General features: G+C 72.7%; 21 protein-coding genes. 11 read left to right on the top strand and 10 right to left on the bottom strand.

The window, feature by feature from the left end:
- The first annotated feature begins 3 nt into the window (after window positions 1–3).
- The 6 genes from AB0D32_RS18795 (at window position 4) to AB0D32_RS18770 (ending at window position 6,152) form a co-directional block, all read left to right on the top strand.
- Window positions 4–423 (top strand): roadblock/LC7 domain-containing protein, encoded by a 420-nt coding sequence (locus tag AB0D32_RS18795; protein WP_357091296.1) that lies wholly within the window; start codon window positions 4–6, stop codon window positions 421–423.
- Entirely contained in the window at window positions 413–802 is a 390-nt protein-coding gene (locus AB0D32_RS18790; protein WP_357091294.1) for a DUF742 domain-containing protein, read from the top strand. The genes AB0D32_RS18795 and AB0D32_RS18790 overlap by 11 nt, the downstream gene beginning before the upstream one ends.
- Window positions 783–1,385 (top strand): ATP/GTP-binding protein, encoded by a 603-nt coding sequence (locus AB0D32_RS18785; protein ID WP_357091292.1) that lies wholly within the window; start codon window positions 783–785, stop codon window positions 1,383–1,385. Before AB0D32_RS18790 ends, AB0D32_RS18785 begins: the two co-directional genes overlap by 20 nt.
- Before the next feature lie 134 nt (window positions 1,386–1,519).
- Window positions 1,520–2,557: a lactonase family protein gene (locus AB0D32_RS18780; RefSeq protein WP_357091290.1), complete on the top strand. Its 1,038-nt coding sequence runs from the start codon at window positions 1,520–1,522 to the stop codon at window positions 2,555–2,557.
- 142 nt (window positions 2,558–2,699) lie between these two features.
- The gene (locus AB0D32_RS18775) at window positions 2,700–4,460 is read left to right on the top strand and encodes a substrate-binding domain-containing protein (protein WP_357091288.1); all 1,761 of its coding nucleotides are present in this window, start codon (window positions 2,700–2,702) and stop codon (window positions 4,458–4,460) included.
- Window positions 4,461–4,670: 210 nt separating this feature from the next.
- A complete protein-coding gene (locus AB0D32_RS18770) occupies window positions 4,671–6,152 on the top strand; it encodes a sugar transferase (RefSeq protein WP_357091285.1) in 1,482 nt (493 codons plus the stop codon).
- 12 nt (window positions 6,153–6,164) lie between these two features.
- On the opposite strand, the gene AB0D32_RS18765 is transcribed toward AB0D32_RS18770, so the two are convergent.
- The gene (locus AB0D32_RS18765; RefSeq protein WP_357091283.1) at window positions 6,165–7,295 is read right to left on the bottom strand and encodes a PP2C family protein-serine/threonine phosphatase; all 1,131 of its coding nucleotides are present in this window, start codon (window positions 7,293–7,295) and stop codon (window positions 6,165–6,167) included.
- 96 nt (window positions 7,296–7,391) lie between these two features.
- Between AB0D32_RS18765 and AB0D32_RS18760 the strand changes: the two genes are divergently transcribed.
- Complete coding sequence (locus AB0D32_RS18760) at window positions 7,392–7,925, top strand: MarR family transcriptional regulator (RefSeq protein WP_357091281.1); 534 nt, start codon at window positions 7,392–7,394, stop codon at window positions 7,923–7,925.
- Window positions 7,926–7,976: 51 nt separating this feature from the next.
- Here AB0D32_RS18760 and AB0D32_RS18755 read toward each other — a convergent pair whose 3' ends face one another.
- A complete protein-coding gene (locus tag AB0D32_RS18755; protein ID WP_357091279.1) occupies window positions 7,977–9,215 on the bottom strand; it encodes an ROK family protein in 1,239 nt (412 codons plus the stop codon).
- 76 nt (window positions 9,216–9,291) lie between these two features.
- Between AB0D32_RS18755 and xylA the strand changes: the two genes are divergently transcribed.
- From xylA to AB0D32_RS18740, 3 genes are all read left to right on the top strand, one after another.
- Window positions 9,292–10,479: a xylose isomerase gene (gene xylA / locus AB0D32_RS18750; protein WP_357091277.1), complete on the top strand. Its 1,188-nt coding sequence runs from the start codon at window positions 9,292–9,294 to the stop codon at window positions 10,477–10,479.
- A gap of 11 nt (window positions 10,480–10,490) precedes the next feature.
- Complete coding sequence (xylB, locus tag AB0D32_RS18745; RefSeq protein ID WP_357091274.1) at window positions 10,491–11,957, top strand: xylulokinase; 1,467 nt, start codon at window positions 10,491–10,493, stop codon at window positions 11,955–11,957.
- Window positions 11,958–12,097: 140 nt separating this feature from the next.
- Complete coding sequence (locus tag AB0D32_RS18740; protein ID WP_357091272.1) at window positions 12,098–13,522, top strand: MFS transporter; 1,425 nt, start codon at window positions 12,098–12,100, stop codon at window positions 13,520–13,522.
- Between the two features lie 44 nt (window positions 13,523–13,566).
- Here AB0D32_RS18740 and AB0D32_RS18735 read toward each other — a convergent pair whose 3' ends face one another.
- The 5 genes from AB0D32_RS18735 to AB0D32_RS18715 all read right to left on the bottom strand — a co-directional run bounded on the left by AB0D32_RS18735 (window position 13,567) and on the right by AB0D32_RS18715 (window position 19,839).
- Window positions 13,567–15,243: a glycoside hydrolase family 13 protein gene (locus AB0D32_RS18735; protein ID WP_357091385.1), complete on the bottom strand. Its 1,677-nt coding sequence runs from the start codon at window positions 15,241–15,243 to the stop codon at window positions 13,567–13,569.
- 59 nt (window positions 15,244–15,302) lie between these two features.
- Window positions 15,303–16,346 (bottom strand): LacI family DNA-binding transcriptional regulator, encoded by a 1,044-nt coding sequence (locus tag AB0D32_RS18730; protein ID WP_357091270.1) that lies wholly within the window; start codon window positions 16,344–16,346, stop codon window positions 15,303–15,305.
- 60 nt (window positions 16,347–16,406) lie between these two features.
- Window positions 16,407–17,375, bottom strand: a complete 969-nt coding sequence (locus tag AB0D32_RS18725; protein ID WP_357091267.1) for a carbohydrate ABC transporter permease — start codon at window positions 17,373–17,375, stop codon at window positions 16,407–16,409.
- Window position 17,376: 1 nt separating this feature from the next.
- Window positions 17,377–18,426, bottom strand: a complete 1,050-nt coding sequence (locus AB0D32_RS18720; RefSeq protein WP_357091266.1) for a sugar ABC transporter permease — start codon at window positions 18,424–18,426, stop codon at window positions 17,377–17,379.
- 72 nt (window positions 18,427–18,498) lie between these two features.
- On the bottom strand, window positions 18,499–19,839 hold the full coding sequence (locus AB0D32_RS18715; RefSeq protein WP_357091264.1) for an ABC transporter substrate-binding protein: 1,341 nt from the start codon (window positions 19,837–19,839) through the stop codon (window positions 18,499–18,501).
- A 247-nt stretch (window positions 19,840–20,086) separates the two neighbouring features.
- Between AB0D32_RS18715 and AB0D32_RS18710 the strand changes: the two genes are divergently transcribed.
- A complete protein-coding gene (locus AB0D32_RS18710) occupies window positions 20,087–20,860 on the top strand; it encodes a peptidoglycan DD-metalloendopeptidase family protein (RefSeq protein WP_357091262.1) in 774 nt (257 codons plus the stop codon).
- Between the two features lie 63 nt (window positions 20,861–20,923).
- Here AB0D32_RS18710 and AB0D32_RS18705 read toward each other — a convergent pair whose 3' ends face one another.
- The 3 genes from AB0D32_RS18705 to AB0D32_RS18695 form a co-directional block, all read right to left on the bottom strand.
- Window positions 20,924–21,418, bottom strand: coding sequence for a TspO/MBR family protein (locus tag AB0D32_RS18705; protein WP_357091260.1), 495 nt, complete (start codon window positions 21,416–21,418; stop codon window positions 20,924–20,926).
- Between the two features lie 159 nt (window positions 21,419–21,577).
- Window positions 21,578–21,721 carry a GPGG-motif small membrane protein gene (locus AB0D32_RS18700; protein WP_007464364.1) on the bottom strand — a complete coding sequence of 48 codons (144 nt, stop codon included), beginning with the start codon at window positions 21,719–21,721 and terminating at the stop codon, window positions 21,578–21,580.
- A complete protein-coding gene (locus AB0D32_RS18695; protein ID WP_357091258.1) occupies window positions 21,712–22,488 on the bottom strand; it encodes a metallophosphoesterase in 777 nt (258 codons plus the stop codon). Before AB0D32_RS18695 ends, AB0D32_RS18700 begins: the two co-directional genes overlap by 10 nt.
- Window position 22,489 lies beyond the last annotated feature (1 nt).

The raw sequence follows: 22,489 nt of genomic DNA, 5'->3' as shown, positions 1-22,489 counted from the left end.
CTGATGCATCCGACTAGGCAGAGCGCCGATCTCGACTGGTTGCTCGACGAACTGGTGGAACGGGTGCCGCCCGCCCGCCAGGCGGTGGTGCTCTCGGCGGACGGGCTGCTGATCGGCTCCTCCGCCGGCATGGACCGGGCCGACGCCGAGCACCTGTCCGCGCTGGCGTCCGGCTTCTCCAGCCTGGCCCGGGGCACGAGCCGGCAGGTGGCCGGCGGGGCGGTCCGGCAGACCGTCGTGGAGATGGAGTCCGCGTACCTCTTCGTCACCGCGGCCGGGCAGGGCGCCTGCCTGGCCGTGGTCAGCGACGCGGACGCGGACATCGGCCTGGTGGCGTACGAGATGGCGATGCTCGTCACCCGGGTGGGGGAGTACCTGAGCGCCCCCGCCCGGTCGACCGCGGGGGCCGCCGATGCGGGCTGAGTCGCCCGGGCCGCAGCACGAGTGGCTGGACGACGACGCCGGCCCGGTCGTACGGCCCTACACCCTCACCGGCGGCCGGGTCCGGTCGGCCGTCGACGGGTTCGACCTGGTCGCGTACGTGCTGGCCGAGCCGGCCGCCGACCCGACCGGGCACCCGGAGCTGCACCCCGAGCACCGGCGCCTGGTGGAGCTGACCGTCCGGCCGGTCCCCGTAGCGGAGCTCGCGGCCGACCTCAACCTCGCGGTGGGCGTGGTCCGCGTACTCCTCGGCGACCTGCTGGCGCGGGGGCTGGTCGCGGTGCACCAGCCGACCCCCGCCGCGTACCTGCCCGACGACGACATTCTCAAGGCGGTGGTCAGTGGACTCCGTGCGCTATGACCGAACCGGATCCGGCCCCCGGATCCCGCTCGCGCTGAAGATCCTCATCGCCGGAGGGTTCGGCGCCGGCAAGACGACGCTGGTGAGCGCGCTCAGCGAGGTCCGGCCGTTGCAGACCGAGGAGGTGCTGACGGGTGCCGGCATCGGCACCGACGACCTCTCCGGCGTCGAGGCCAAGTCGACCACGACGGTGGCGATGGACTTCGGCCGGATCACGATCAACGACGACCTCCAGGTCTACCTCTTCGGCACCCCGGGCCAGGACCGGTTCTGGTTCCTCTGGGACGAGCTGGCGTTCGGGGCGCTCGGCGCGGTGGTGCTCGCCGACACCCGCCGGCTGGCCGACTGCTTCCCGTCGATCGACTACTTCGAGCAGCGGGGCGTCCCGTTCGTGGTGGGGGTGAACTGCTTCGACGGTGGCCGCCGGTTCAACCTGGAGACCGTACGCGAGGCGCTGGACCTCGACCCCGACGTGCCGCTGGTGCTCTGCGACGCGCGGGAGCGGCAGTCCGGCAAGGAGGTGCTGATCGCGCTGGTCGAGCACGTGGCTCGGCAGCGAGGCGAGCCGGTGCCGGCGGCCTGAGCCGGCTCGGCGGCGGACCCCGGCGGTCGTCTTCCGGCGACCCGCCGCGATTCGGCGCGGTTTTCGGGGCTGAGCGGGCGGTCCAGTGGGAAGGCTGATGGGATCGACGGAGGAATCGGCGGAGGGCGGATCCGGTGACAGGTCAGGACGAGGTCGTCCACATCGGCGGCTACACGGCACACAGCGGGGGCCGGGGCACCGGCATCGTCGCGGCGCGGCGGGACCCGGGCACCGGTGAGCTGACGCCGCTCGGCACCGTCGCGGTCACCCCCTCGCCCTCCTTCCTCGCCCGGCACCCGCGGCTGCCCGTGCTGTACGCGGTGAACGAGCTGCCCGACGGGCGGGTCAGCGCCTTCCGGGTCGGCGCGGGCGGCGACCTCACCCCGCTCGGCACCCGGCCCACCGGCGGCGCGGATCCCTGCCACCTGGCGGTCGCCCGGGACGGCGGCCACCTCGTCGTCGCCAACTACGGCGGTGGCAGCGTGACGGTGTTCCCGCTCGACCCCGACGGGGTGCCCGGCGAGCGCAGCGACCTGGTGGAGCACGAGGGGCACGGGCCGGACCCGGAGCGTCAGGACCACGCACACGCCCACATGGTGAGTCCCGACCCAGGCCGGGGCCCGTTGCTCGCGGTCGACCTGGGCACCGACTCGATCTACCGCTACGACCTGGACGGCGCCTCCGGCCGGCTGGTGCCCCGGGCGCCCCGGGTGCGGACGGCCCCCGGCGTCGGCCCTCGGCACCTGGCCCGGCATCCCGACGGGCGGCGCTGCTGGGTGGCGGGGGAGCTGGACGGCTCGGTCACCGCCTACGAGCTGACCGGCGACGGCGCGCTGCACCGGCGGGGTCGCGTCGAGGCCAGCGACCGGACGGGGCACGTCCAGCCGTCGGAGATCGCGGTCGGCCCGGACGGCCATTACCTCTACGTCGCCAACCGGGGGGTGGGCACGGTCGCGGTCTTCGCCGTCGCCGGCGAGCTGCCGGAACTGGTCGCCGAGGTGGACACGGGCGGGGAGTGGCCCCGACACTTCGCCCTGGCCGGCGAGCACCTCTACGTCGCCGACGAGCGGGCCGACATGGTCCGGGTCTTCCGGGTGGACGCCGCCACCGGCGTCCCGGCTCCGGTCGGGGAGCCCGTGGTGGTGTCGAGCCCCACCTGCGTGCTGCCCTGACCAGCGATCCTGCGCGTGACATCGACACCGCGGGGCGGAGTGGTCACTCAGTGTCGTGACTTGGCGCTCGACTGTCTCTGCTGCGTAACTTTCGTCCGAACGGCCGTGGCAGTCGTCCCGACGGGTACGCAAGATGGTCAGCGTGTCAGCAGGCCGCCATCGAATGCGTAGGAACCTTCACGCAGCCACCGCCGCCGCTGCCGTGGGCGTCCTCGCCGTTACGGCTGGTGGCTGGTTCGGCTACCGGCAGTTGGCACAACCGGACTGCTCTGGGCGCATCGAGCTGTCCGTGGCGGTCGCCGGCGAGCTTGCCCCGGCCGTCGAAGCCGCCGCCGCCGAGTGGGTGAAGGACGGCGCGGCGGTGGGCGGCACCTGCATCGCGGTGAACGTCTCGGCGTCCGATCCCGTCGACGTGGCCGCCACGGTCGCCGCCAAGCACGGCGTCACCCTGGCCGGCGTGGGGCAGGCCAGCGGCACGTCGGTCAGCCCGGACGTCTGGGTGCCCGACTCCTCCACGTGGCTGCTGCGGCTCAAGACCGGTGGCGCCACCGCCTTCGAGCCGGGCAACGGGGCGTCCATCGCGCGCAGCCCGGTGGTCGTGGCGATGCCGGAGCCGATCGCCACGCGGCTGGGCTGGCCGCAGAAGAAGTTCAGCTGGACCCAGCTCCTCCAGCAGGTGCAGAGCGACAAGCCGCTGCGTACCGGGATCGTCGAGCCGACCCGCGACGCCGCCGGCCTGTCCGGCCTGCTCTCGCTGACCGCGGCCGCCAGCGCCACCGGCGGCCCCGAGGTCGAGAAGGAGAAGGTCGCCGCGCTGCGGGCGCTGGCCACCGACCGCTCGGCGCTGCGGCCGGACCTGCTCGCCCGGTTCCCCACCGCCTCGGATCCGACGACGATCGCGAGCAGCCTGGGTGCGGCGGCGCTCTCGGAAGAGGACGTGATCCAGTACAACAGCAAGAAGCCGCCGGTGCCGCTGGCCGCGCTCTACCTGGAGCCGGCGCCCGCGCCGCTGGACTACCCGTACGCGGTGCTGCCCGGCATCGAGCCGGCCAAGGCGTCGGCGGCGCGGGTGCTCTACGAGGTGCTCACCGCAGACGGCTTCCGCGACCGGCTGGCGAGTCAGTCGCTGCGTGCGCCGGACGGCAGTTGGGGCACGGGCTTCGACGCGCCGCAGGGCGCACCCAGCCCGGGGAGCGGCGCGGCGGCCCCGCCGGGCAACGGCGGCGGCTCGGCTCCCGGCGGGCTCGACCCGCAGTCCATGGACCGCGCGGTCTCCAGTTGGTCGATCGCCACCCAGTCCGGGCGGATGCTCGCCGTCATCGACGTCTCCGGCTCGATGAAGGAGAAGGTGGCCAACGCCGGCAACGCGACCCGGCAGCAGGTCACCGTCGAGGCGGCCCGGCGCGGGCTGAACCTCTTCGACGACTCCTGGTCCATCGGTCTCTGGACGTTCTCCACCGAGCTGGTGGGCTCCCGCGACCACCGGGAACTGGTGGCCATCGGGCCGCTGTCCCGTCAGCGCGGCAAGCTGGAGCAGTCCCTGGGATCGATCCGCTCGTCGGTCGGCAGCACCGGCCTCTACGACACGGTGCTGGCGGCGTACCAGAAGGTGCAGGACAACTGGGAGCCCGGCCGGGTCAACTCGATCGTGCTGTTCACCGACGGCAAGAACGAGGACTCCAACGGCATCACGCAGCAGAAACTGCTGGGCGAACTCGACAAGATCAAGGACCCGGAGCGGCCGGTGCAGGTCGTGATCATCGGTATCGGCAGCGACGTGAGCAAGGCCGAGCTGAAGTCGATCACCGACGTCACCGGCGGCGGCGCCTTCGTCACCGAGGACCCGACCAAGATCGGCGACATCTTCCTCAAGGCGATCGCGCTGCGCAAGGCCCCGGCCTGAGTCGCGACACAACGCGGGGCGGCCCGCCGTACCGGAATCTGGTGCCCTGGGCCCGGTCCGGGGGTGGGGTTCCCCGGGAAAAGTGACGGTAATGCGTCCGAAGCAATCGGCGGCCCTGGTCGGCGGGGCAGGATGTCGTAGTGCCCCGACGGTCGGCCCGCGACCTGGGCCCGGCGTACGGGCCGTCGGCGACCGAAGTGGGGAGGGCCGGTGACCTCAGCGACGTTGTTGATGCCCGCCAGCACGTCGTCGAGACCGGACGAGACACGGCCAGGGCCGGCCCGCACCCGGGAACGCGCCTACGTCCGCTCCCTGGTGGTGCTGGACACCACCGTCCTGACGGTCGCCGTGCTCGTCGGGTACGTCGCCCGGTTCGGCGACGACACCCCCGGCGGCTCGAAGATCCCGTACATCCTGGTCGCCCCCGGGCTGGTCCTCGCCTGGCTGGTCTCGCTGCGGGTGCTGCGCTGCTACGACGACCGCGTACTCGGCTACGGCGCCGACGAGTACCGGCGGGTCGGCACCGCCAGCCTGCGACTGGCCGGCGGCATCGCGATCGCCGGCTACATCGCCGACGTCGGCGTCTCCCGGGGATTCCTCGCCATCTCGTTCGCCATCGGCATGCTCGGCCTGGAGGTGGCCCGGTTCGCCGCCCGCAAACGGCTGCACCGGGCGCGGTCCGAGGGCGCCGGCTGGTCGCGCAAGGTACTGGTGGTCGGCGACACCGCGCACGTGCTGGAGCTGGTGCACACCCTGCGGCGCGAGCCGTACGCGGGCTACCAGGTGGTCGGCGCCTGCATCCCGGACGCGCTACTCGCCCCGGTCGCGCAGCGGCTGGGCGACGTGCCGGTGGTCGGCTCGTTCCGGGGCATCCCGGAGGCGGCCACCGCCATCGGCGCGGACACCGTCGCGGTGACCGCCTCCGGCGAGCTGACCGCCACCCGCCTGCGCCGGCTGGGCTGGCAGTTGGAGGGCACCGGCATCGACCTGGTGGTGGCCCCGGCGCTGACCGACGTCGCCGGCCCGCGCATCCACACCCGGCCGGTCGCCGGCCTGCCGCTGATCCACGTCGAGGCGCCGGAGTTCCGCGGCGCCCGCAAGCTGGTCAAGGGCTTCGTCGACCGGGCCGTCTCCTCGGTGGCCCTGACGCTGCTGCTGCCGCTGCTGGCCGTCATCGCGCTCGCCATCAAGGTCGACAGCCGGGGGCCGGTGCTGTTCCGGCAGACCCGGGTCGGGCAGGGCGGACGCGAGTTCGGCGTCTACAAGTTCCGCACCATGGTGGTCAACGCCGATGCCCTGCTGGCCGAGCTGGCCGCCCGCAACGAGACCGACGGGCTCATGTTCAAGATGCGCGACGACCCGCGGGTGACCCGGATCGGGCGGCTGCTGCGCAAGTGGTCCCTGGACGAGCTGCCGCAGCTGGTCAACGTCCTGCTCGGGCAGATGAGCCTGGTCGGCCCCCGCCCGCCGCTGCCCTCCGAGGTGGCCCGCTACGACGGCGACGTGGCCCGCCGGCTGCTGGTCAAGCCCGGCATGACCGGGCTCTGGCAGGTCAGCGGCCGATCCGACCTGAGCTGGGAGGACGGCATCCGGCTCGACCTCTACTACGTGGAGAACTGGTCACTCGCGGCCGACCTGACGATCCTCTGGAAGACCTTCGGCGCGGTGGTCAACAGCCGCGGGGCGTACTGAGCGGCCGGCCGCTCAGTCCTGCGGGCCCGTCCAGTCCAGGCACACCACCACCGCGTCGTCGACCAGGTCGCCGGCGACGAACGCGCGCAGGTCCCCGATCAGCGAGCGGACGGCGTCCAGCGGCTCCATCGGTCCGGTACGGCTCAGGAACCGGTCCAGCGCGGTCTCGCCGTACCGGACGTCCCGACCGACGGCGTCGACGACGCCGTCGCTGACCACGAAGAGCCGGTCGTCCCGGCTCAGCTCGAAGCGCTGCTCCCGGTAGTCGGTGGCCTCGAACATGCCGAGCGGGAACTGCTCCTCCAGCGGCAACTCCTGGACTTTTCCGTCGCGCAGCAGCACGAGGCGGGGCGATCCGGCGTCGACCACGGTGAGCTGCCCCGAGCGCAGGTCCAGCTCCATCAGCAACGCCGCGAGGTGCTGGCCGCCCCGGTGCAGGTCGTAGACCGCCTGGTCGGCGAGGGCCGCCTGGTCGGCGAGGCTGAGCCCGGCCCGGCGGGCGTTGCGCAGCGCGTGGGTGGCGAGCGAGGTGAGCATCGCGGCGGCCACCCCCTCACCCGTGCCGTTGATGGTCGACAACCAGACCCGGGTGCCGTCGTCGGACCAGTCGAAACTGTCGCCGCGCACCGCGTACGCCGGTTCCAGTTGGCCGGCGAGGCTGAACGACGGGCGGATCCGGCTGCGGCCGGGGAGCATCTCCCACTGCATCTCGGCGGCGAGGGTGAGCCGCCTGTTGCGCCGCGCCGTCCGGTACACGTCGGTGCCGGCGCTGACGGCGGCGATCTCGTGGGCCAGCGCGGTGGCGATCTCCACCAGTTCGCCGAGCACGGCCGGGTCGTCGGGCACCGGCGCGACCCGTAGCACTCCCCAGCGTTCGCCCCGCACGGACACCGGGAGGTAGCCGGTGTCGTCGGCGACGGTCGGGGTCTGGTGGTCGAAGCAGCGCCAGGCGGGGTGCCCCGGCGTGGTGACGGGCTCGTCCCCGACGAGCGGCAGCAGTACCGCCAGCCGGTAGTCGACCTGGAGCAGGTCCACCCGGGTGACGTGGTAGCCCGCGGCGAGGACCTCGGCGATCCGGTCCAGCAGGAGGTCGGCGGGTGCCTCGTTGAGGACGCGTCGTGCCCGGTTGACCGATTCGCTCATCATCGCTCCTTCATCACGAGCCCAGACCAGCGGATTCGGAGTAGTCTCGGGCCCACCATGGCGGAAGTGCAGGGTCCCTACGGACCAGAGACGAGTATGGCTGTCGAGCTCGACGCGGTGGCCGACGCCCTGCTGACGGTCTGGGAGGCGGCACGGGAGCGGACGACCAGTCGGGTCTCCGGTGCGCAGTTGCGCGCGATCATGCTGGTCGAGCAGCACGAGGGGATCAATCTCCGTCGCCTGGCCACCGGGCTCGACATGCTGCTCTCCTCCGCCAGCCGGCTCTGCGACCGTCTGGTCGCGGCGGGCATGCTGGAGCGCGAGCCCGGCCGGTTCGACCGGCGGGAGATCTCGCTGCACCTCACCCCGGAGGCCCGCCGGCTCCTCGCCGAGCTGCGTGACGACCGGCGCCAGCAGCTCGCGGCGATCCTCGCCGACATGACCCCGGAGGGGCGCCAGGCCCTGCTGCGGGGCATGCGGGAGTTCGACGAGGCGGCACGCCACCGGAATGCGTCCGTGCAGTCCGTCGAGGCGAGCGGCCCCTGGCCGGCTGTGCCGCTGGAGCGCCCGGTCGGGCTGCCGACGCAGGAGCTGCCGGCGAACGGGCCGAGGGTGGCCAGGACGGCCTGACCCCGGGCGGATGGCCCATCGTCGTCCGTGCCGGGCGACCCGGGGCGGGGCTCAGCCCGAACGGGCCAGCCAGCCGGCCGGGCGGGCCAGGATCCGGCGTACCACCGAGCCGGCCCCGCCGACGGCTGCGGCGGTGACGCCGAGGGCCGCCGGGCGGACGGTGACCGGTGACCAGGCGGCGGTGAGCACCCGCCGGGAGATCTCGGCGAGCACCGGCGGTCGCAGCCACGGTGCCAGTGGGGCGTATCCGCCGCCGAGCACGACGGTGTCGAGGTCCAGCAGGTTCACCACGCCGGCGACGGCGACGCCCAGGGCGGTCCCGGCCCCGGCCAGGGCCCGCAGCGCGGCGGGGTCGCCGGCCCCGGCCAGCTCGGCCAGCCGGGTCGTGGCGGTGTCCGCCGGAAGGTCCGCGCCGGCGAGGCCGGCCGCCGCGAGGATCGCCTCCTGACCGGCGTACGTCTCCAGGCAGCCCTGGCCGCCGCACCGGCAGGGCGGGCCGTCGGGCCGGACCGGAAGGTGACCGATCTCCCCGCTCCAGCCGCGCGTACCCCGGAACAGGGCGCCGTCGAGCACGATCCCGGCGCCGATGCCGACCTCGCCGGAGACGTGCAGGAAACTGGCCCGGTCCGCCGGCCCGGCGTGCAGCTCGCCCAGCGCGGCGAGGTTGGCCTCGTTGTCGACCACCAGCGGCGGTACGCCGTCGACGTGCGCGGTCAGCGGCGCTTCCTCGGCGAGCAGCGCGGGGACGGGCACGTCGCGCCAGCCGAGGTTCGGCGCGAGGCGGACCAGGCCTGCGTCGTCGACCAGGCCGGGCACCGCGAGGGCCGCGCCGGCCAGGGTGAGCCCTTCGCGGGCGGCGTCGGCGCGGGCGCGGGCGGCCAGCTCGGCCAGCCGGGCGAGCGCCTCGGCGGGGGAGACCGGTCGCAGGTCGGCGCGGTGCACGGTGTGGTGGCGGACCCGGCCGGCGAGGTCGACCACGCAGGCGGCCAGGTAGTCGACGTTGACCTCCAGGCCGAGCCCGGCCGGGCCGTCCGTGGCGAGCGCCAGGCCCCGGGACGGCCGCCCCGCCCCGGTGCGCGGGGTCGGCTCCGCCTCGGCGACCAACCGGCCGGCGAGCAGGTCCTCCACCACGGCCGACACGGTGGCCCGGGTGAGGCCGGTGCCGGCGGCCAGCTCGGCCCGGGAGGGCGGGCGGTCGGCGGCGGCGATCCGGCCGAGCACCACGGCGAGGTTCCACTCGCGCAGGCTGCCCTGCCGCACCGCCCCGGGCGGGGAGCCTGGTCGGGTCACCCCTTGACACTGCCACAGGCCGATCAAATAATTCAACCACTGAACAAATAGCGGAAGACACCTCCGGAGGTCAGCCATGGCACCCCGTCCCGCGCCCGCCGACAAGTTCTCCTTCGGCCTCTGGACGGTGGGCTGGCAGGCCCGCGACCCGTTCGGCGACGCCACCCGGCCCGAGCTGGACCCGGTCGAGGCGGTGCACCGGCTCGCCGGGCTCGGCGCGTACGGGATCACGTTCCACGACGACGACCTGGTGCCCTTCGGCGCGGACGCCGCCACCCGCGACCGGCACGTGGCCCGCTTCCGCAAGGCGCTCGACGAGACCGGCCTGGTGGTCCCGATGGTGACCACCAACCTCTTCACCCACCCCGTCTTCAAGGACGGCGGCTTCACCAGCAACGACCGCGACGTCCGGCGGTACGCGCTGCGCAAGGTGCTGCGCAACGTCGACCTCGCCGCGGAACTCGGCGCGCGCACCTTCGTCATGTGGGGCGGCCGGGAGGGCGCCGAGTACGACCTCGCCAAGGACGTCCGGGCCGCGTTGGACCGCTACCGGGAGGCCGTCGACCTGCTCTGCCAGTACGTCGTCGACTCCGGCTACGACCTGCGCTTCGCCATCGAGCCCAAGCCGAACGAGCCGCGCGGCGACATCCTCCTGCCCACCGTCGGGCATGCCCTGGCCTTCATCTCCACCCTGGCCCGGCCCGAGCTGGTCGGGCTCAACCCGGAGGTGGGGCACGAGCAGATGGCCGGCCTGAACTTCGCCCACGGCATCGCCCAGGCGCTCTGGCAGGGCAAGCTGTTCCACATCGACCTCAACGGGCAGCGCGGCGTCAAGTACGACCAGGACCTCGTCTTCGGCCACGGTGACCTGCTGAACGCGTTCGCCCTGGTCGACCTGCTGGAGCACGGCGGCCCCGGCGGTGGGCCCGCCTACGACGGCCCCCGGCACTTCGACTACAAGCCCTCGCGCACCGAGGACATGACCGGCGTCTGGGCGTCGGCGGAGGCGAACATGCGCACCTACCTCCTGCTCAGGGAGCGGGCCGCGGCGTTCCGGGCGGACCCGGAGGTCGCCGAGGCGCTGGCCGCGAGCCGCGTCGCCGACCTCGGCACGCCCACGCTGGCACCGGGGGAGGGTCACGCCGACCTGCTCGCCGACCGTTCCGCGTTCGAGGAGTTCGACGTCGACGGGGCCGCCGCGAGGGGCTTCGGCTTCGTCCGGCTCAACCAGCTCGCCGTCGAGCACCTGCTCGGCGCCCGCTGAGGCCGCCGGCGATGCCGATCGTCGCGGGGGTCGACTCCTCGACCCAGTCCTGCAAGGTCGTCGTCCGGGACGCGGACACGGGCGCCCTGCTCCGGCAGGGCCGGGCGCCGCACCCGGAGGGCACCGAGGTCGACCCGTCGGCGTGGTGGTCCGCGCTGGGCGCGGCGGTCGACGCCGCCGGCGGCCTGGCCGACGTCGCGGCGCTCTCCGTCGCCGGCCAGCAGCACGGCATGGTGTGCCTCGACGAGGCGGGCGGCGTGCTCCGGCCGGCGCTGCTGTGGAACGACACCCGCTCCGCCGGGGCCGCCGCCGAGCTGGTCGAGGAGGCCGGCGGCGGGGCGGCCGGCCGCCGTTTCTGGGCCGACGCGGTGGGCAGCGTGCCGGTGGCCAGCTTCACCGTCACCAAGCTGCGCTGGCTGGCCCGGCACGAGCCGGAGCACGCGGCCAGGGTGGCGGCGGTCTGCCTGCCGCACGACTGGCTGACCTGGCGGCTGGCCGGCGCGCCGGGCCTGGCGGCGCTGCGCACCGACCGGGGGGACGCCAGCGGCACCGGCTACTGGTCCCCGGCCACCGGCGACTACCGGCTCGACCTGCTGGAGCAGGCGCTCGGCGGGCGACCGCACGTGCCGACCGTGCTCGGCCCGGCGGAGCCGGCCGGCGCGGTGCGTCCCGACACGCTGCCGGGTGCCACCGCGCGTCGCCTGCTGCCCGAGGGGGCGGTGCTCGGCCCCGGCACCGGGGACAACGCCGCCGCCGCGTTCGGCGTCGGCGCGGGCCCCGGCGACGTGATCGTCTCCATCGGCACCTCCGGCACCGTGTTCAGCGTCGCCGACGCCCCGGCGGCCGACCCGAGCGGTGCGGTCGCCGGCTTCGCCGACGCCACCGGCCGCTTCCTGCCCCTGGTCTGCACGCTCAACGCGGCCCGGGTGCTCGACGCCGCCGCGGCGATGCTCCGGGTCGACCCGGACGAGCTGGCCAAGCTGGCGCTCTCCGCCCCCGCCGGCGCGGACGGCCTGGTCATGGTGCCCTACCTGGAGGGCGAGCGGACGCCCGACCGGCCGCTGGCCTCCGGTGCCCTGCACGGGCTGACCCTGCGTACCTCGACGGCCGCCCACCTGGCCCGGGCCGCCGTCGAGGGCCTGCTCTGCGCCCTCGCCGACGGCCTCGACGCGCTCACCGCCCAGGGCGCCACGGTGCGCCGGGTGATCCTGGTGGGCGGCGGAGCCCGATCGGCGGCCGTGCGCCGGATCGCGCCGCAGGTCCTCGGGGTGCCGGTGGTCGTGCCGCCGCCCGGCGAGTACGTCGCCGACGGCGCGGCACGCCAGGCCGCCTGGGTCGCCCTCGGCGACGCGGCACCTCCCACGTGGTCCGTCACCGGCACCGAGGAGTACGCCGCCGCACCCGTTCCCGCCATCCGCGAGCGGTACGCCGCCGCCCGCGAACACTTCCTCGGCCGGGTCGACGCCGTGGCGGGGTGACCGACCGTACGGGCGGGCCCGACGACGCGGACGAGCTGGCCTTGCCGGACTTCGTCACCGGCCGGCACCCGTGGTCGGTACTGCCGGCGCGCCCGCGCGTCGTCACCCGCTCGTGACCTGATCCTGGTTGGCTGCCGCACATGACCTTGACCAGGGGTGGGCCGGCGCGGGCCCGGGGCGGGACGCCCGCGCACCGGTACTACAGCGTCGTGGTCTTCGTGCTGCTCGCCTCGCTGGACAACGTGGCGATCGGCCTGGTGCCCCCGCTGTACGGGCCGATCTCCGACACCTTCGACGTGCCGCAGCGGCTGCTCGGCCTGGTCACCGCCGTGAGCTTCCTGGCCAGCGCGGTGGCGGCGGTGGGTTGGGCGTACGTCGGCGACCGCACGAACCGCAAGCCGTTGCTGATGATCGGCACGCTGATCTGGGCGCTCGGCACGGGCGGCAGCGCGGTCGCGGCCAACTATCCGGCCTTCCTGGCCGCGCAGATGGTGGCGGCGGTCGGGCTGGGCGCGGTCGGGTCGGTCGGGTTCTCGGTCGTCACCGACCTGATCTCACCCCGCCGCCGGGGGCTGGTGATGAGCTTCTGGGGGCTGTCCCAGGGCGTCGGCACGCTGGCCGGCACGCTGGTCGGCGGGCTGCTCGGGGCGGCCGACTGGCGGCGGCCGTTCCTCGTGCTGACCGTGGTCGGCCTGGCGGCGACCCTCGCCTACCTGTTCACCTACGACATCCGTCGCGGGCAGAGCGAGCCGGAGTTGGCCGACGCGCTCGCCACCGGCGCCGAGTACGACTACCGGATCAGCCGGGCGGACCTGCCGAGGATCCTGGGCAGGCGCACGAACCGTTGGCTGATCCTCCAGGGACTCACCGCCCAGGCGGCCTTCGGGTCGCTGGTCTGGCTGCCGGTGCTCTTCGCCGAGCGGGCCGAGGACCAGGGCTACTCCGCCGCCACCGCCGTGGTCGTGGGCAGCGTCTTCGCCACCCTGTTCCAGCTCGGCGGGGTGCTCTCCATCGTGGGCGGGCTGATCGGCGACGCGCTGCAACGGCGTACGCCCCGGGGCAGGGCGCTGGTCGCGGCGGTGGGCATCCTCGCGGCGCTGCCGTTCTACCTGGTGCTCTTCTTCGTCCCGGTACGCATCGACGTGCCGGACGGCGCAGGCGCCGGGACGGTGGTCCGGGCGGTGCTGGCCAGCGTGGTCACCGAGCCGACGGTCGGGCTGAGCCTGCTCACCGCCGTGGTGGCGCTGGCGCTCACCTCGGCCAACTCGCCGAACTGGTTCGCCCTGATCGCCGACGTCAACCCGCCCGAGCACCGGGGCACCGTCTACAGCCTCGGCAACCTGGTCAACGGCGTCGGCCGGGCGGCCGGCAACGGGCTGGTGGGGGTGGCCTTCCACGGGCTGCGGGCGGCCTTCCCGCCGCCGCTGAACTTCGCCGTCGGGCTGGCGGCGTTCCAGCTCTTCTTCATCCCGACGGGCGTCATGTACTGGCTGGCCTCGCGAACCTCGCCGCAGGACATCGCCGACGTCCAGGACCTCCTGCACAACCGCGCCGAGCGCCTGTAGGGAGGGCCCTCGTCGACAGGGGCCCCTCCCTACAGCTGACGGCGTCAGGCCGGGCGGACCCAGACCGTCACGTCGGTTCCGACGGCGCCGTCGGCGTCCAGCGGGGCGCTGGCGTGCACCAGTTCGGCCCCGGTGGGCACCGGCACGGCGGCGTCGCCGAAGTTGGTCAGCACGGTCAGTGCGCCGTTGCGGAACGAGAGCACCTCGTCGCCGGAGGCGAGCCACTCCAGCGGGCCCTCGCCGAGCCGGTGCTCGCGGCGCAGCCGCAGCGCCGTCCGGTACAGCTCGTACGTCGAGCCGGGCGCGTCCCGCTGCCGGTCCAGGGCGTACTCCGCCCAGAGCGGCGGCTGCGGCAGCCAGCTCGCGTCGGTCGGCCCGAAGCCGTACGACGGGGCGTCGGCCTCCCACGGGATCGGCACCCGACAGCCGTCGCGACCCCGCTCGGTGTTCCCGCTACGTGCCCAGGTCGGGTCCTGCCGGGCCTCGTCCGGCATCGTGGTGTGCTCCGGGAGGCCCAGTTCCTCGCCCTGGTAGAGGTAGGCCGAGCCGGGCAGGGCGAGCATCAGCAGCGTGGCCGCCCGGGCCCGGCGCAGGCCGAGCGCGGCGTCCGGCTGCGGGTCGCCGATGCCGATGCCGTTGGGCCGCTTGCCGCCGATCGGCAGCCCCAGCCGGGAGGCGTGCCGGACCACGTCGTGGTTGGAGAGCACCCAGGTGGTCGGTGCGCCGACGACGTCGGTGGCCTCCAGCGAACGGGTGATCACGGCGTACTGGGCGGGCGCGGTCCACGCGGCGAGCAGGTACTCGAAGTTGAACGCCTGGTGCATCTCGTCCGGGCGGACGTACCTGGCCAGCCGCTCGGCCGGTTCGACCCAGGCCTCGGCGACCAGGATCCGCTCGCCCGGGTAGCCGTCCAGCACCCGACGCCAGTCCCGGTAGATCTCGTGCACGCCCTCCTGGTCCCACATCGGCGGGCGCGGCTTGTCGATCTCCGGGCCGGAGAGGATCTCCTGCGGTTCCTGCCAGTCGGCCAGGTCGGCCTGCTTGATCAGGCCGTGCGCCACGTCGACGCGGAAGCCGTCCACGCCGCGGTCCAGCCAGAACCGCAGCACCCCCAGGAACTCCTCCCGGACCTCGGGGTTGTCCCAGTTGAGGTCGGGCTGGCCGGTGTCGAACAGGTGCAGGTACCACTGGCCGGGGCGGCCGTCAGCCTCGGTGACGCGGGTCCAGGCCGGCCCGCCGAAGACGCTCGTCCAGTCGTTCGGGGGCTGCGCGCCGTCGGGGCCCGCCCCGTCGCGGAAGACGTAGCGGTCGCGCTCCGGGCTGCCCGGGGCGGCGGCGAGCGCCGCGGCGAACCACCGGTGCGCCGACGACGTGTGGTTGGGCACCAGGTCGACGATGACCCGCAGCCCGCGCGAGTGCGCCGCGGCGATCAGCCGGTCGGCGTCGGCGAGGGTGCCGAAGAGCGGGTCCACGTCCCGGTAGTCCGCCACGTCGTACCCGGCGTCGGCCTGCGGCGACGGGTAGAACGGCGACAGCCAGAGCGCGTCCACGCCGAGTTCGACGAGGTGGTCCAGCCGGGCGGTGATGCCGGGCAGGTCACCGATCCCGTCGCCGTCGGAGTCGGCGAAGGAACGCGGATAGACCTGGTAGATGGTGGCCCTGGTCCACCATCCGGTGGCCGGGTCGGCGGGCGTGTCCTGGTGCGTCGGATTGCTGTTCAGGGCCTTCTCCCGTGTGTCGAGCCGGATGGTCGGATGCTGCCGGACGTCGGCGGTCCCGGTCAGTGTGCCCGGGGTGGTGCGGTCGATTCACGCACGATCAGCCGAGTGGGCAGGATCACCGGGGATCCCGGCGTGTCGAGGTGGGGGTGGTTCGACAGCGGGAGGGCCCGGCCCTGTAGCGAGCCGAGCAGGATCCGTGCGGCGAGCCGGCCCTGCTCCGCCGCGGGCTGGGCGATGGTGCTCAGCCCGAGGACCCCGGCCAGGTCGTGGTCGTCGACGCCGATCACGCTGACGTCCTGCGGTACGCGCAGGCCGGCGTCGCGCAGCGCCGTCATCGCCCCCATGGCCATCTCGTCGCAGGCCGCGAAGATCGCCGTCGGCGGGTCGCCACGTCGGAGCAGTTCCTCGGTGGCCCGGGCGCCGCCGCCGGTGGTGAACTGCGACTCCACGTCGAGGCAGGGGTCGGGGTCGATCCCGGCGTCGCCCAGCGCGTCCCGGTAGCCGCGGCGCCGGTCGAGGTGGGTGGTGTAGGCGAGTTCGTCCGGGTCGCCGGTGATGTGCGCGATCCTCCGGTGGCCCAGGTCGAGCAGGTGCCGGGTGGCGGTCCGCGCGACGCCGACGTCGTCGATGCGTACGCAGGGCCAGCCGGGCACAGCCGTGCCGGAGCTGATGGTCACCCCGGGCAGTTCCAGCTTCGTCAGGGCGGTCAGCTCGGTGGCGCGCAGGGGCGTGGCGACCAGCATGACCGCGTCCACCCGCTTCGGCAGGTCGGCGGTACGCAGCACCCGCTGGCGGGTCTGCTCCCGCCCACCGAGGTTGTAGAGCAGCAGGTCGTAGCCCGCCTGCTGGAGGAAGTCCTCGACCGCCTCGACGACGGTCCCGAAGAACCACCGGGTGATCCGGGGGACCACGACGGCGATCGTGCCGGTGCGTCCCCCGGCCAGCCGCGACGCGCTCGGCGAGACCGCGTACTCCAGTTGTTCGGCCGCCGCGAGCACCCGGTGCCGGGTCGCGGCCGAGACCATCGGCAGCCCTCGCAACGCCCGGGACACGGTGGCGGTGGAAACCCCGGCCAGGCGTGCCACATCGTCGATCTTCGCCACGCTACCCCCGCTCCGCCCCGCTCCGCCGCCGCCGGTTGCCCCGGCGGCGGCGGAGACACCTCAGCCCTTGACGCTGCCGGCGAGCAGACCGCGTACGAAGTATCGCTGAAGGGACAGGAAGACGATCAGCGGTACGACGATCGAGATGAACGCGCCGGCGGTGAGCCGCTGCCACTCGTTGCCCCGGGTACCGGCCATCTCTGCCAGCCGGACGGTGAGCGGGGCGGTCTCGTCGCCGCCACCGGCGAAGATCAGCGCGACCAGCAGGTCGTTCCAGACCCAGAGGAACTGGAAGATGCCGAACGCGGCCAGCGCCGGGGTGATCAGCGGCAGGACGATGCTGCGGAAGATCTTCGGGTGGGTGGCCCCGTCGACCCGGGCGGCCTCCATCAGGTCACCCGGGAGCTGCGAGATGAAGTTGTGCAGCAGGAAGACGGCGAACGGCAGCGCGAAGCAGGTGTGCGCGAACCACACCTGCGCGAACTTCTGTTCGTCGGCCAGGTCCCAGGCCGGCATGAGGGTGACCCCGGCGACGGTGACCCCGGTGGAGAAGAACTTCAGCAGTGGCACCAGGGCCATCTGCAACGGCACGATCTGCAGCGCGAAGATCGCGATGTACATCCAGTCCCGCCCCCGGAAGTTGATCCAGGCCAGCGCGTACGCGGCCAGGGCCGCGAAGGCGAGCGGGAAGAGCACCGACGGGATGGTGATCGCCAGCGAGTTGATGAAGTAGCTGGCGAGCTGCGGGGACGACGAGCTGCTCCCGAACAGCACTTCCTGGTAGTTCTCCAGGGTGAACGACGGGTTGGTGAAGAAGGTCCACCACCCGCTGCTCTTGATCTCGTCCTCCGGCCGGAACGAGGAGATGAACAGGCCGAAGGTGGGGATGGTCCACACCAGTGCGATGACGATCGAGACGAGGGTCGCGGTGCGGCTGTTCAGCCGCTTGCGGACCCGTCCGGCGGTGCTGGTTCCGCGGCCGGCGGTCTTCTGGGTGCCGGTGGCGGCGGTGGGCGTCGTGGTGGTCATTTCAGCCCTCCCGCTGCTGACGGAGGTTGCGGATCTGGTAGATCACGATCGGGACCACCAGGACGAACAGGAAGACCGCGAGCGCCGAGCCCTGCCCGTTCTGGCCGTACCGGAACGCCTGGTTGTACATCTCGTTGGCGATCACGCTGGTGTCGTAGTTGCCGTTGGTGGACGTCCGGACGATGTCGAAGACCTTGAGGGTGGCGATCGAGAGCGTCACCACGACCACGACGAGCGCCGGCCGGATGCTCGGCATGGTGATCTGCCAGAACATCTGCCAGGGGCTGACCCCGTCGAGCCGGGCCGCCTCCACGATGTCGGCGGGGATGGCCTTGATCGCGGCGGAGAGCACCACCATGGCGAAGCCCGCCTGGATCCAGACCATGATCACGATCAGCAGCAGGGTGTTCAGCGGCGACTCCAGCAGCCACTGCTTCGGCTCGCCGCCGAGGCTGACCACGATCTGGTTGAGCAGGCCGATCTGCTCCTGCCCGTCGCCCCGGTAGGCGTAGACGAACTTCCAGATGATGCTCGCCCCGACGAAGGAGATGGCCATCGGCAGGAAGATCAGCGACTTGGCCACCGCCTCGAACCGGGCCTTGTCCACCATCACGGCGTAGAGCAGGCCGAACGAGGTGGCCACGAGCGGGACGAGGAGCACCCACACCAGGGTGTTGATCAGCACCCGGACGATCGAGTCCTCGGAGAACATCCAGCCGTAGTTGCGCAGCCCGACCCAGTCGTTGCTGTTCGCGTCCATGAACGAGAGCAGCGTGGTGCGGATGGCCGGGACCACCAGCCCGATGGTGAGCAGCAGCAGCGTCGGCAGCAGGAAGAAGAGCGCGAACACGCCTTCCCGCGGCTTGCGCCGACGGGGGAGCGGGGCGCCGCTCGTGGAGGCGGCGACGAGCTGCGCCTCCCGGCGGCGGGCGAACCAGGACGGCACCACGTCGAGGAGCAGGAGCAGGCCACCCACCACCACGACGAAGGCGAGCAGCCCCCACCCCAGCATGATGAACTTGTCCGTCTCTTCGATGAAGTCGAACTCCATCGACCCTCCTTCAAGGGTTCGGTAACGGACCGGTGGGCCGGCCCGCGTCAGCGGACCGACCCACCGGTCAGATCACTTCCAGCTGCTCTCGATGCCCTGGAGCACCGTCGCGGTGTCCTTGCCGTTGATCCAGTCGACCATGCCCTTCCAGAACGTCCCCGCGCCGACCGCGGCCGGCATCAGGTCCGAGCCGTCGAAGCGGAAGACGGTGGTCTTGTCCTGGAGGATCTGGACGGAGAGCTTGTCGATCGGGTTGGCGACGTTGGCCAGGTCGAGCTTGTTGTTGGCCGACACCCAGTCACCGATCTTGGCGCGGCTGTTGGCGTACTCGCCCGACGCGAGGTAGGTCTGCACGGCCTGGACCTCGGGACGGTCGGCGAAGGCCACGGTGAACTCGCCACCGCCCAGGACCGGCTTGCCCTTGCTGGCGTCGATCGCCGGGAAGTAGAAGGCGAAGACGTCGCCGTCCTCGGCCACCTTGGTGCCCTTCGGCCACTGGTTGGCGTAGAAGGACGCCTGGCGGTGCAGCGCGCACTTGCCGGTGGTGATCGGCAGTCCGGCCTCGCCGAAGGCGGTGGTGGTGATGCTCTTCACGCCACCGTAGCCGCCGTTCATGTACTTCTCGTTCTTGAGGATGGTGCCGGCCCGGTCCACGGCCTCGGCGACCTTCGGGTCGTTGAACGGGATGCCGTGGGTGGTCCACTGGTCGTAGACCTCGGGGGTCTGCGTCCGCAGCATCACGTCTTCGATCCAGTCGGTGGCCGGCCAGCCGGTGGCGTCACCGGACTCGATGCCGGCGCACCACGGCTTGGTGCCGGTGGCGGCGATCTGGTCGCTGAGCTTGATCAGCTCGTCCCAGCTGGTCGGGATGGTCCAGCCCTTCTCCTTGAAGGTCTTCGGCGAGTACCACACGAAGGACTTCACGTTGGAGCCGAGCGGGGCACCGTAGAACTGGCCGTTGACGGTGCTGTACTTCAGCCAGTCGGCCGGGTAGTTCTCCTCGGCCATCTTCTTGGCGTCGGCGCCGGCCGGCTTGAGCTTGCCCGAGTCGACGAAGCGCTTGACCAGACCCGGCTGCGGGATGAACGCGAGATCAGGGGCGTTGCCGCCGTCGACCCGGACGCCGAGCTGAGCCTCGAACTCGGCGCTGCCCTCGTGGTCGATCTCGATGCCGGTGCACTTCTCGAACTCCTTCCAGGACTGGTCGAGGCGGTCGGCCTCGATGTCCCGGATGGACGAGTAGATCGTGACCTTCTTGCCGTCGTTGTCGCCGTACTTCTCATATGCCGCGCACTCGGGCGAGCCCGCGCTGCTGCTCTTCTTGTCGTCGCCGGTGCCGCAGGCGGTGGCGCTCAGCGCCAGCCCCAGCACGCCGGCGATCGCGAGAGCCTGGCGTGATCTGGCAAACGCCATGCCGTTCTCCTTCCTTGCCGGCGCGTGCAGGGTGGAACCCGCGCCGGTCCGATGGGCGTCACCCACATGTAAGCGCTTGCATCTGGCCCGGTCCACCCCTAACCGGACACGGGGAAGTAACAATCAAGAAACGTGAAACCCGCCGTTGGGTGCGCTCCCACACGGGGGTCGGACCCCTTTCCATCGATGGTGATTTCTGACACGCTGAGGGCAGGTGATCGAAGGATTTCGACATAGGAGGTGCTGGATGGGCAAGCGGTGGTTGGGCCTGCTGTCGGCTGGTCTGCTGGCAGTGGGCGTCCTGGTCCCGGCGGCCCCGGCGATGGCCGCCCCCACGTTCAAGGTTCCGTTCCCGTGCGGGCAGTCCTGGTCCGGCCAGACCCGGTCCGGCCACAGCCCGGCGTACGCGGTGGACTTCAACCGCACGAACGATCTCGGCGATCCGGTGGTGGCGAGCGCGCCGGGCACCGTCGACCGGGTCACGGATCTCGGCGGCACCAGTTACGGAAAGTACGTCCGGATCAACCACGGTGGCGGATACAGCACCTACTACGCGCACCTCAACGGTTTCAACGTCTCCGTGGGCCAGACCGTCGGCTACGGGAAGGTGATCGGCTGGGTCGGCAGCACCGGTGGTTCCACCGGCCCGCACCTGCACTACGAGCAGCGGCTCAACGGCGCCGACATCCAGGTGCGGTTCAACGGCGCGCTCGCCCTCTACTGGGGCACGAAGAACTACAGCAGCGACAACGGCTGCGGCAGCGGTGCCGGCTCCGGCACGGTCAACACCAGCGGGACGCCGCTGACCGTCCGCTCCGGCCCGGGCACCGGCTACGCCGCGGTGGGCACCGTCGCCGACGGCACCCGGGTGACCATCCAGTGCCAGACGAGCGGTACGAGCGTCACCGGCACCTACGGCACCAGCACGATCTGGGACCGGATCGGGTCGGGCCGCTTCATCGCTGACGCGTACGTCCACACCGGCTACGACGGGTACATCCCCAACGTGCCCCGTTGCTGAGCTGACACGGGGCCCCGGGTGTGCGCCCGGGGCCCCGTGCCGTCGTCCGAACCGGGGACGGGCTCAGCTGTTCAGGCGCCAGACGGCGAAGTTGAGTGCGGCGGCGAAGGTGACCCACGCCCAGTAGGGCAGCATCAGCAGCGTCGCCGGGCGGGACACCCTGCGGAAGAGCGCGACCGTCACGCCGATCGCCACCCACATCAGCAGGATCTCGAGGAACGCCAGCCCGTAGCGGCCGGCGCCGAAGAAGAGCGGTGTCCAGATCGCGTTGAGCACCAGCTGGGCGATCCACGCCCAGAGGGCCGGGCCGAAGCCGACCCGCCGCCAGACCAGCCAGCCGGCCACCGCGATCATCGCGTAGAGCAGGGTCCAGACCGGTCCGAAGAGCCAGGACGGCGGGGCCCAGGCGGGCTGTTCGAGGCTCGCGTACTCGGCCGAGGTGCCGCGTACGCCGATCCCGCCGATCGCCGCGGCCACGAACACCGCGGCCCCGAAGCCGAGCAGGGCCCACCACTGCCGGACGCCGCCCGTACGTTCACCGCTCCGAGGTGTCTCCATGGTCGAGATATCTCCGCCGGAGGGGGCCGGTAAACCCGCGGTCACCCTCCGGACGCGACAGCACCGGGGTCGTCATGCCCGGGTGCTCCTGTCGGGAGGACGGAACTCCGGTCACGACGACCCCGGTGGGTCCGTGGACGGCGGCGTGCAGCCGCCACGTCAATTGAAGATGCTCACACCACCCGGCCCGACGAGCAGGCCGACCACGATGAGGACGATGCCCCACAGGATCTGCCGCCGGAACAACGCGAGAATGCCGGCGACCACGAGTACGACTGCGAGAATCCAGAGAATCAGCTCCATGGTTGCTGAATACCCGAGCCGCCGACGCCGGAAACCTGTGCCGGATCGAGGTGGTCGCCCAGGTGGAAGACGCTGTACGCCTGCTTGATCACGGGGTGGGCGACGTTGCGGACGCGGACCCCGCCGGGCGTGGTGCCGCGCTCGGTGCCGGCGTGCGCGTGCCCGTGCAGGGCCAGCGCGGTCGGCGCCGAGTCGATCGCCTGACCGAGCTGGTACGAGCCCAGGAACGGGTAGATCTCCAGCGGCTCACCGGCGAGCGTGTCCGGCACCGGCGAGTAGTGGGTGAGCGCCACCAGCACGTCGCAGTCCAGCCCCCGCAGCGCGGCGGACAGGGCGTCCGCGCTCTTCGTGGTGGTCCCGACGAACGCCTTCATCTCCGGCTCGCCGAAGTCGCTGGCGCACCGGCCGGCGAAGCCCCCGCCGAACCCCTTCACCCCGGCGACCCCCAGCCGGCGACCATCGCAGTCCAGCACGATGCCGTCGCCCTCCAGCACCCTGATCCCGGCGTCCTCGAGCACCCTGACCACCTGCGGCACCTGGTCGCACTGGTGGTCGTGGTTGCCCAGCACCGTCACCACCGGGACGCCGAGCCCGCCGAACTCGGTGGCCACGCACCGGGCTTCCGACTCGGTCCCGTGCCGGGTCAGGTCGCCGGCGAGCAGCAGCACGTCGGCGTGCTCGGGCAGCTCGTCCAGGGCCGGCCGGAACCGGCCGAGCACGTCCTTGTCCAGATGCACGTCGCCCACGGCGGCGATCCGGATCACCATG

The sequence above is a fragment of the Micromonospora sp. NPDC048170 genome, assembly GCF_040652795.1.
Lineage (GTDB): Bacteria > Actinomycetota > Actinomycetes > Mycobacteriales > Micromonosporaceae > Micromonospora.
Note: the sequence above shows the minus strand (reverse complement) of the source record. Positions and strands in the feature narration are given on the sequence as shown.